At 68.7% G+C, this 8,579-nt stretch carries 7 protein-coding genes; 2 read left to right on the top strand and 5 right to left on the bottom strand.

Going from position 1 to position 8,579, the window contains the following annotated elements; all coding sequences use genetic code 11:
- Positions 1-1,353, bottom strand: a 1,353-nt coding sequence (locus tag H0W38_RS10675; protein ID WP_292453709.1) for a long-chain fatty acid--CoA ligase, incomplete at its 3' end; no start/stop codon positions are given.
- A gap of 147 nt (positions 1,354-1,500) precedes the next feature.
- Here H0W38_RS10675 and H0W38_RS10670 point away from each other — a divergent pair.
- A complete protein-coding gene (locus H0W38_RS10670; RefSeq protein WP_292453706.1) occupies positions 1,501-2,232 on the top strand; it encodes a Crp/Fnr family transcriptional regulator in 732 nt (243 codons plus the stop codon).
- 97 nt (positions 2,233-2,329) lie between these two features.
- Here H0W38_RS10670 and H0W38_RS10665 read toward each other — a convergent pair whose 3' ends face one another.
- Positions 2,330-3,229: a 5'-nucleotidase gene (locus H0W38_RS10665; protein WP_292453703.1), complete on the bottom strand. Its 900-nt coding sequence runs from the start codon at positions 3,227-3,229 to the stop codon at positions 2,330-2,332.
- Between the two features lie 466 nt (positions 3,230-3,695).
- On the opposite strand from H0W38_RS10665, the gene H0W38_RS10660 reads away from it, so the two are divergent.
- On the top strand, positions 3,696-4,427 hold the full coding sequence (locus H0W38_RS10660; RefSeq protein WP_292453700.1) for a DUF4325 domain-containing protein: 732 nt from the start codon (positions 3,696-3,698) through the stop codon (positions 4,425-4,427).
- An 86-nt stretch (positions 4,428-4,513) separates the two neighbouring features.
- Here H0W38_RS10660 and H0W38_RS10655 read toward each other — a convergent pair whose 3' ends face one another.
- The 3 genes from H0W38_RS10655 to gspE form a co-directional block, all read right to left on the bottom strand.
- Positions 4,514-5,527, bottom strand: a complete 1,014-nt coding sequence (locus tag H0W38_RS10655; protein ID WP_292453698.1) for an AAA family ATPase — start codon at positions 5,525-5,527, stop codon at positions 4,514-4,516.
- Positions 5,528-5,686: 159 nt separating this feature from the next.
- Positions 5,687-6,910: a type II secretion system inner membrane protein GspF gene (gene gspF / locus H0W38_RS10650; protein WP_292453695.1), complete on the bottom strand. Its 1,224-nt coding sequence runs from the start codon at positions 6,908-6,910 to the stop codon at positions 5,687-5,689.
- A gap of 119 nt (positions 6,911-7,029) precedes the next feature.
- Positions 7,030-8,463 (bottom strand): type II secretion system ATPase GspE, encoded by a 1,434-nt coding sequence (gene gspE, locus H0W38_RS10645; protein ID WP_292453693.1) that lies wholly within the window; start codon positions 8,461-8,463, stop codon positions 7,030-7,032.
- Positions 8,464-8,579 lie beyond the last annotated feature (116 nt).

The following is an 8,579-nucleotide window of genomic DNA, read 5'->3' as shown; positions in this document are numbered from 1 at the left end:
GAGGAAGCCGGCGTCGCCGGTGTGGTACCAGCCCTCGGTAGTGAGGACCTCCGCAGTGGCGGCCGGGTTCTTGTAGTACTCCTTGAGCAGCCCCGGCGAGCGGATCAGGATCTCTCCGCTCGCGGTCACCTGCAATTCCACGCCTTCGATCGGCACGCCCACCGTGTCGGCGCGCGCCTCGTTGTCGGGTTGCAAACACACGAACACCGCGGTCTCGGTGGAGCCGTAGAGCTGCTTGAGGTTCACGCCGATCGCTCGGTAGAAGGTGAACAGATCCGGCCCGATCGCCTCGCCCGCCGTGTAGGCCACCCGCACCCGCGAGAAACCGAGCGTGTTGCGCAGTGGCCCGTACACCAGCAAGGTGCCCAGGGCGTAAAGCAGCCGGTCGAGCAGGCCGAGCGGCTTGCCGTCCATGCGCGCCGGGCCGACCCGCCGCGCCACCGCCATGAAGCGGTCGAACAGCCAGCGTTTCGGCGCGCTGGCGTCTTCCATGCGGATCATCACGCTGGTGAGCAGGGCCTCGAACACGCGCGGCGGCGCGAAGTAGTAGCTCGGGCCGATTTCCTTGAGATCGATGGTCACCGTGGCAGCCGATTCGGGACAGTTCACCACGTAGCCCACAGCGAGCCACTGCGCATAGCTGAAGATGTTCTGCCCGATCCAGGCCGGCGGCATGTAGGCCAGCACTTCCTCGCGCTCGCTGAGCTTGTCGAACTTCGCGCCGGCGCGAGCGCGGTCGATCAGGGTGTGGTGGGTGTGGACAACGCCCTTGGGATGGCCGGTAGTGCCCGAGGTGAAGAACATCGCCGCCACGTCGTGGGGCTCGGTCCCTGCGACCTCACGGTCGAAGTGGCCCGGATGCTGCGCGTTGAAGGCGCGGCCGGTTTCCTGCAGCGCATCGAGCGCGGCGAGGCCCGGCTGACGATAGTGGCGCAAGCCGCGCGGGTCGTCGAACCAGATGTGCGTGAGCCGAGGGCATTGCACGCGAATGTCGAGCAGCTTGTCGACCTGCTCCTGGTCTTCGACCACCGCGAAGGCGACCTCGGCGTTGTTGATCGGGAACACGAATTCAGCGCCGGCGGCGTCCTGGTACAGCGGCACGGGAATGGCGCCGAGCGACTGCGCGGCCAGCATGGAGGCATACAGCCGTGGCCGGTTCTCGCCGACCACGATCAGGTGCTGACCGCGCGTGAGCCCGGCCGCCGCCAGCCCGCCGGCCAGCTCGCGCACCAGCGCCGCCAAGGCGTGCCAGCTCAGCGTCTGCCAGATGCCGTATTCCTTCTCGCGCAGCGCCGGCGCGTCGGGGCGCCGGGCGGCATGCTCGAGCAGGAGACGGGGGAAGGTCGTGTGCACCGGTATCTCCTCGCGGGCCGCTGTCAGTGCCGCTGAAGCGACGAACGGCGGGTGCCGAAAGGAATGCTAGGCACAAGTTTGACGTTGGCTTGTCGTTCTAACGACAATCCTAGGGACACTCCGCCCCGAACTTTCCCGCGTGCCGCCTTGAACTCCCGATCCACCGAGACGCCATCCGGCCTGCGCGAACGCACGCGCGCTGCAACGCCGGCCGAGCTGACCGGCATTCCCTGGCTCGCGGTGCTCGAAGCCTCGCAGCGCGGCGAAGCCACGGCCTCCATCGTCGTGGCCGAGGCTGAACCCGGGGACCTGGTCTGCCGCATCGGCCGCCCGGCCACCTACTGGTTCGGCGTGATCGACGGCCTGCTGAAGATGAGCAACGACAGCGCGCACGGCGCGCCGGTCACCTTCATCGGCGTGCCGCCCGGCGCCTGGTTCGGCGAGGGCACTTTGCTCAAGCGCGAGTGCTACCGCTACAACATCGAGGCGCTGCGCAAGAGCCTGGTCGCCGGGCTGCCGGTGAACAGCTTTCACCGCCTGCTCGAAACCAGCATTCCGTTCAACCGCTACGTGCTCAACCAGATCAACGAGCGGCTCGGCCAGTTCATCGCCGCACGCGAGATCGACCGCCTGAACGACCCCGACACCCGCGTTGCGCGCAGCTTGGCGGCGCTGTTCCATCCGGTGCTGTACCCGGGCGTCGGCAGCTTGCTGCGCATCACCCAGCACGAGCTGGGCTATCTGGTCGGGCTGTCGCGCCAGAGAGTCAACGAGGCGCTGCGCGCGCTGCAGGCGCAGCAGCTCATCCGCATCGAGTACGGCGGCGTGCGGGTGCTCGACTTGGCGGGTCTGCAGCGGCGCATGCCGCGCGCGGAGTGACATCGGAAAGCCGCAACACTCCCTCTCCCGGTCGCGGCAGAGGGCTGGGGTGAGGGTGTGCGAGCGCGCGCGGTTTTGACCGAACTGCACCGCCTCCTCACGCGTTCACCACCCCCGACGACACATGCCCCGCCGGCACGTGCCAGGCCGCCCCGTCCACATGCGGCGTCTGGTCGTCGAAGAAGAAATCCGGCTCGAACTCGCGCAGGAACTCGCCCTTGGCCAGCCCGCCGAGGAACATCGCCTCGTCGATCTCGATGTCCCATTCCATCAGCGTGCGGATCGCGCGCTCGTGCGCCGGCGCGCTGCGCGCCGTGACCAGCGCGGTGCGGATGTGCATGTGCTCGGTGCTCGCCTTCTGCAGGCTCTGCAGCGCATGCAGCAGCGGCTTGAACGGCCCCGCCGGCAGCGGGCTGCCGGCGCGCTCGCGCTCGTGGGCCTGGAAGGCATCGAGCCCGCCGGCCTGGAACACCTGCTCGGCCTCGTCGGAGAACAGCACCGCGTCGCCGTCGAAGGCGATGCGCACCTCGTGCGGATGCGCCGCCGAGGCACGCACCGAATGCGGCAGCACGCGCGCGGCCGGCACGCCGGCCTGCAGGGCCGAGCGCACGTCATCGGCGTTGGCGCTGAGGAACAGGTGCGCGTGCAGCGGCTTGAGGTAGCGCCACGGCGAGGCGCCGCGCGTGAACACGCCGCGCTGCACCGGCAAGCCGAAGTGTTGCGCCGAGCGGAACACCCGCATGCCGGAGACCGGGTCGTTGCGCGACAGGATCACCACCTCGACGCGGGGTGCCGCCGCCGCGGTGTTGAAGGCGAGCAGCTTGTTCACTAGCGAGAAGGCCACGCCCGGCTGCGCCGGCACGTCCAGCCGGTCGAGCTGCAGCCGCATGTAGGCGCGGTCGTCGCTCGACTCGAAGAGTTTGTTCTCTTCCTCGAAGTCGAACAGCGCGCGGGAGGAGATGGCGACGACCAGTTGGCCGGCAAGGGTGACAGGCATGGGCGCGATCGTACCGGTGGTAGCGTGCGCCGGCCGAGCGTCTCTGCAACGGGCGCCCATTTCGCGCGAGCGCGTTGCGCATCCCTCGTCGGGACGTTCTTTGAAACTTTACAATCTGCTGTCGATTGTCAAGTAACCTTGGAGCCTGATGCCACGCCCGAGCCGCCTCCCGATCGACGCCGTGCGCACGTGGGCGACGCGCGAGGTGGCCGCGCACCCGCGTGACTTCACGCAGCAGCTGGCGGCACATTTCGGCGTCACCCGGGCGGGAGCCGGGCCGCTGGTTCGACAGCTCGAACGCGAAGGATTCGTTGTACGCAGCGCGGGAGGCACGCGGCCTCGTTTCGCACCGGGACCGAGCCGCCTCCTGGCCGAGCGCGTCGCTCTGCCGGGGGTCGACGAGTCGGCATTGTGGGAGCAGCGTTTCGCGCCCTGGCTGGACCTGCCGGACAACCTGAGCAACATCGTGCATTACGCCTTCACGGAGATGGTCAACAACGCCAACGACCACGCCGGCGCTGCCTGGCTGGATGTACGCGTCATGCGAACAGTGGACGCGGTGTATCTGGCCGTCGTGGACGATGGCATCGGCACCTTCCGCCGCATCGCGCAGGCATTGGCATTGCCGGACGAGCGGCTGGCGGTTCTAGAGTTGGCCAAGGGCAAGTTCAGCAGCGATCCTCAGCGCCATTCCGGCGAAGGCGTGTTCTTCACCTCGCGGGCGGTGGATGCCTTCCTGTTGCGCGCCAACGGGCTCGAATACCGGCGCCACCAGGGTGAACGCTGGCCGGCACGGCAGCGGCTTGCCGATCTGGCGGCAACCACTGCAGCGGGCACCTCCGTGGTGATGGCTGTTTCGCTGGCCGGTCAGCGAACCCTGCGCGAGACTTTCGATGCGTATACCTTGGGGGCACCCGAGGACTACGACTTCGACCGCACGGTGGTGCCTGTGAAGCTGGCGCAGGTGGGCAGCGGGAACCTGCTTTCCCGTTCGCAGGCCAAGCGGTTGACGTCCCGCTTCGAGCGCTTCCGGCGGGTGGAACTCGACTTCGCTGAAGTCCAGGAGATCGGGCAGGCGTTTGCCGATGAACTTTTTCGTGTGTTCGTGCAAGCTCATCCGCAGGTCGAACTCGTGCCGCTGAATGCAGCGTTGCCTGTGAACGCAATGATCCGACGGACGGGTTTCAGGCCGAGCTAAGGCGACCGCGAGCTATGGTCGCGCCTCGGGCGGCTCGACGATCTCGCCGACCTTGAAAACCTCAGCGAGCCGTCGGCCGAATAGCGCTACTGCACGAACCCGATCCCTGCCCTGCGCCCCGACGCCTCGGGCAGATCGCGCGTCTGCACCGCATCGCGCCCTGCCAGCTTGGCATTGCCGAAAGCCGTCATCCACGCACGGCGCATTTCCCGCGGCGCGAGCTGGCTCATCGCGTCGAGCAGGTCGCCGCTCGGCTCGGGGGCGAAGCGGCTGCCCCAGTCGTGTTCGGTGCGGATGCTGCGGTAAAGCTTGCCGGCGATCCGGCGCGCCGCCTCGCGGTCGGGCGCGTGAACCTCGAACACGTTCATGCGGTTGAGGATGGGCTGGGGGATGACGCGTGCATCGTTTGCGGTGGCGACCCAGATGATCTGGCTGGCGTCGATCGGCACCTCGGCGTACTCGTCGGTGAAATGGCCGGCGGTGTCGTGTTCGAGCAGGCTGTACAGCGCGCCGAGCGGGTCGTAGGCGTGTTCGCCGCCGGTCTTGTCGATCTCGTCGACCACCATCACCGGGTTGGCGTACTCGCCATCGACGAGGGTCTCGAACACCTTGCCGGCCCGTGCGCCCTTCCACTGGCTGCTCGCGCCGCTCAGCACCCAGCCGGCGGTGAGCGAGCTCATGGACAGAAAGCCCATGCCGGTGCCGAGCAGTTGCGCGATCTCGCGCGCGAAATGGGTCTTGCCGACACCGGGCGGGCCGAGCAGCAGCATGGGGGTGATCTCGAGTGCGTCGCGGCTGTCGTGGCACAGCGCGAGCTGGCGCTTCACGTCATCGAGCACCAGTCCGAAATTCGGCAGGTCGTCGTACAGCTGGTCCATCGCCGGCACACCCGACGGTTTGACCTGGAAGCGCTCGCAGCCCCGGTCGAGCATGCGCTGGTAGGTGGCGCGCAGGGGCTCATGCTCCTTGGCCGGCAGCTTCTCGAGCCGTCGCTCGACGTCGCCGAGGCGGTACACGCTGCGCATCAGCGCGATCGGCAGGCCGGAGCGTGGCAGCTCGGGCGGCGCTACGGTGACGAGATCGGTGGCGTCAGACGTCATGCAATCCTCCAGACACGAGCCCTGGCCTCATTGAAGCAAAGCGCTTGCGCGGCAAGCGTCCGAACAGCGGGACAAAACCGGCCAGACCGCATGCAACCCGCGTGCCCGAGTGTGGCGCCGGCGTGCCTTGGCGCACACCACCGGGTCGGGGGCCGGCGTTCAGCTGACCCAGGTATTGAGCTGGATGATCGGCAGCAGCACCGCCAGCACGATCAGCATCACCACCAAGCCCATGACCACGATGAGCAGCGGCTCCAGGATGGTGGCCAGCGCCATTGCGCGGCGCTGCACTTCGGCGCCAAGCTGGTTGGCGGCGCGTTGCAGCATCAGCGGTAGCTGGCCGGTCTGTTCACCCAGGCGGGCGAACATGGCCAGCAGGCCCGGGAAGCGCTTCTTGCCCGAGAGTGCCGACGCCAGCGGCGCGCCTTCGCGCACCTGCACCAACGCGGCCATTGCGTCGGCACGCATTGCGCGGTTCGAAAGCGTTTCGGCTGCCGCCTGCAAGGCCTTGAGGATGGGCACGCCAGCCCCTGCCAGCATGGCCAGCGTGCCGGCGAAGCGCGCGGCGTTGTAGCCGCGCGAGAGCCGGCCGATGAGCGGCAGCGTCAGCCAGAAGGCATCGAAGCGCTCGCGAAAGGCGTCGTTGCGGCGCATCTGCAGCAGCGTGGCGACGCCGCCGGCAATGCCCAGCGCGAGCAGCCAGCCCCAGCTGCGCATGAAGGCGCTGATGGCCAGCATGGCGGTGGTGAGGAAGGGCAGGGCGCGCTTGCCGCCGGCGAACACGCTGGCCACCTGCGGCACCACGTAGGTGACCAGGAAGATCACGATCACGATCGCCACCAGCGAGACGATGGCTGGGTAGAGCGCCGCGCCGATCAGCTTGCTGCGCAGTTCCTGGCGCTCTTCCAGATCGTCGGCCAGTTTGTCGAGCACCAGGCCGAGCTGGCCGGTCTGCTCGCCGGCGCTGACCACGGCGCGGTACACGTCGTCGAATTCCCTGGGGGCGCCGGCCAGGGCGCGCGCGAACGGCGAGCCCGCGTTGACCTCGGCGCGCAGGTGCGCGAGCAGTTCGCGCTGCCGCGGGTCGTCGGCCTCGTCGGTCAGCGCGGTGAGCGCCCGCTCCAAGGGCAGGCCCGAGCTCACCAGGCCCGCAAGCTGGCGGGTCCAGATCGCCAGGGCCGTACTGTTGAAGACGCGTTTGCCGAACTTGAAGCTGCCGCCGGCGATGTCTTGTGCCGATTGCGACAGCACCGCCGTCACGTCCAGCGGCACCAGCTGCTGGCTGCGCAGTTGAGCACGCGCGGCGCGGGCGTTGTCGGCCTCCAGCAAGCCGCTTTTGGCCTTGCCGGCGGCGTCGAGCGCTTCGAATTTATAGGCGGGCATAGGACGCGGAGCGAAGGGCGAGGGGCCCCTTCAGGAGGATCGACCAGCGCAGCGGCCGGCGAGTCCGGCGGGCTCAATGCCCGCAGGGCGAGTGCGCGAGGAGCAGGCCCAACAAATCATCATTCCCTTGTCACGCGCAACAACTCTTCCGGCGACGTGATGCCCGCCGCCACCAGCCGCTCGCCGTCTTCCCGCATGGTCTTCATGCCGGCGCGCTCTGCCGCCACGGACAACTGCGACTCGGCGGCGCGGCTGTGGATCAGGCCCTGCAGCGACGCATCGGCGACCATCAACTCGTACACGCCGGTGCGGCCCTTGTAGCCCGTCGAGCCGCAGGCGGCGCAGCCCACCGGATGCCAGCGGCCGTTGCCTTGCGGTGTCTCGTCCTGTTTCTTGCACTGCGGGCACAGCTTGCGCACGAGGCGCTGGGCCAGCACGCCCAGCAGGCTGGAGCTGAGCAGGAAAGGCTCCACGCCCATGTCGGTCAGGCGTGTCACAGCGCTCGGCGCGTCGTTGGTGTGCAGGGTGGCCAGCACCAGGTGGCCGGTGAGCGAAGCCTGGATGGCGATCTGCGCGGTCTCGTAGTCGCGGATCTCGCCGATCATGATGACGTCCGGGTCCTGGCGCAGGATGGCCCGCAGCGCCCGCGCGAAGGTGAGCTCGATCTTGGCGTTGACCTGCGTCTGGCCGATGCCCGCCAGTTCGTACTCGACCGGGTCTTCGACCGTGAGCACGTTGGTGGTGGCCGTGTCGACCTGGCTCAGGCCGGCGTACAGCGTCGTCGTCTTGCCCGAGCCGGTCGGCCCGGTGACGAGCACGATGCCGTGCGGCTGCTCGGTCAGGCGCTTGAATCGCGTCAGCGTCTCGCCGCTCATGCCCAGCGATTCGAGGGTGAACTTGGCTTCGCCCTTGTCGAGCAGGCGCAGCACCGCGCGCTCGCCGTGGGCGCTGGGCAGGGTCGATACGCGCACGTCGATCGCGCGCCCGCCGATGCGCAGCGAGATGCGGCCGTCCTGCGGCAGGCGCTTCTCGGCGATGTCGAGCTCGGCCATGATCTTCAGACGCGAGATCATCGCGGCGTGCAGGGCCCGGTTGGGCTGCACAACCTCGCGCAAGGTGCCGTCGACGCGGAAGCGCACGGCGCTGGAGCGCTCGTAGGGCTCGATGTGGATGTCGCTCGCGCCGTCCATCGCCGCTTGCGTCAGCAGGGCGTTGAGCATGCGGATGATGGGCGCGTCGTTGGCGGCTTCGAGCAGGTCTTCGACCGCCGGCAGGTCCTGCATCATTCGAGAGAGGTCCACGCCGCTTTCGACCTCGCCGATCACCGCCGCGGCGCTCGACTCGTTGCCGGAGTAGACCTGCGAGATGCGCCGCGCCAGCGTGCCCTGCGGCTCGCGCTCGACCGCGTCCACCGCATACAGCCGCATCACCTCGCCCAGCGCGGCCGGCGAGGCGGCGTCGCCAGCCCACAGCACGAACTGGCTGCCGGTGTCCTCTAACAGCAGCGTGTGCGCCTTGGCAAAACCGTAGGGCAGGGGATGACGGGTGGCCATGCTGTTTCAGTCCGTGCGGCTCAGTTCGGCAGCGGCGTGGGGGCGGGCGGAGCGGGCGCAGGGACCGGTTGCGGCTGCGCCCAGGGCTGGGACGGGTCGGCCGGCGAGCGCAGCGG

The sequence above is a fragment of the Methylibium sp. genome (assembly GCF_013817365.1).
Lineage (GTDB): Bacteria > Pseudomonadota > Gammaproteobacteria > Burkholderiales > Burkholderiaceae_C > Methylibium.
The sequence above is the reverse complement of the archived record's forward strand: the minus strand, read 5'-3'. Positions and strand labels throughout refer to the sequence as shown.